1 protein-coding gene is annotated in these 398 nt (G+C 58.3%); it reads left to right on the top strand.

The window, feature by feature from the left end:
- On the top strand, window positions 1-398 hold a 398-nt coding region (locus SOP95_RS31935; RefSeq protein WP_323609582.1), incomplete at both ends, for a 2-oxo acid dehydrogenase subunit E2.

Raw genomic sequence — 398 nt, 5'->3', positions numbered from 1 at the left:
ACCTTCAACGAAGTCGACATGACCGAAGTCATGGCCCTGCGTTCGAAGTACAAGGATCTGTTCGAGAAGTCCCACAACGGCGTGCGCCTGGGCTTCATGTCCTTCTTCGTTAAAGCGGCCACCGAAGCGCTGAAACGCTTCCCGGCAGTCAACGCTTCCATCGACGGCAACGACATCGTTTACCATGGCTACGCCGACGTCGGCGTTGCCGTGTCCAGCGACCGTGGCCTGGTGGTTCCAGTACTGCGTAACGCCGAACTGATGAGCCTGGCTGAAATCGAAGGCGGCATCGCCACTTTCGGCAAGAAAGCCCGTGACGGCAAGCTGACCATCGACGAGATGACCGGCGGTACCTTCACCATCACCAACGGTGGTACCTTCGGTTCGATGATGTCGAC

Origin of the sequence: Pseudomonas sp. YuFO8, assembly GCF_035065025.1 — a bacterium.
In the GTDB taxonomy this organism is placed as follows: domain Bacteria; phylum Pseudomonadota; class Gammaproteobacteria; order Pseudomonadales; family Pseudomonadaceae; genus Aquipseudomonas; species Aquipseudomonas putida_AE.
This window is presented reverse-complemented; position numbering and strand designations above follow the sequence as displayed.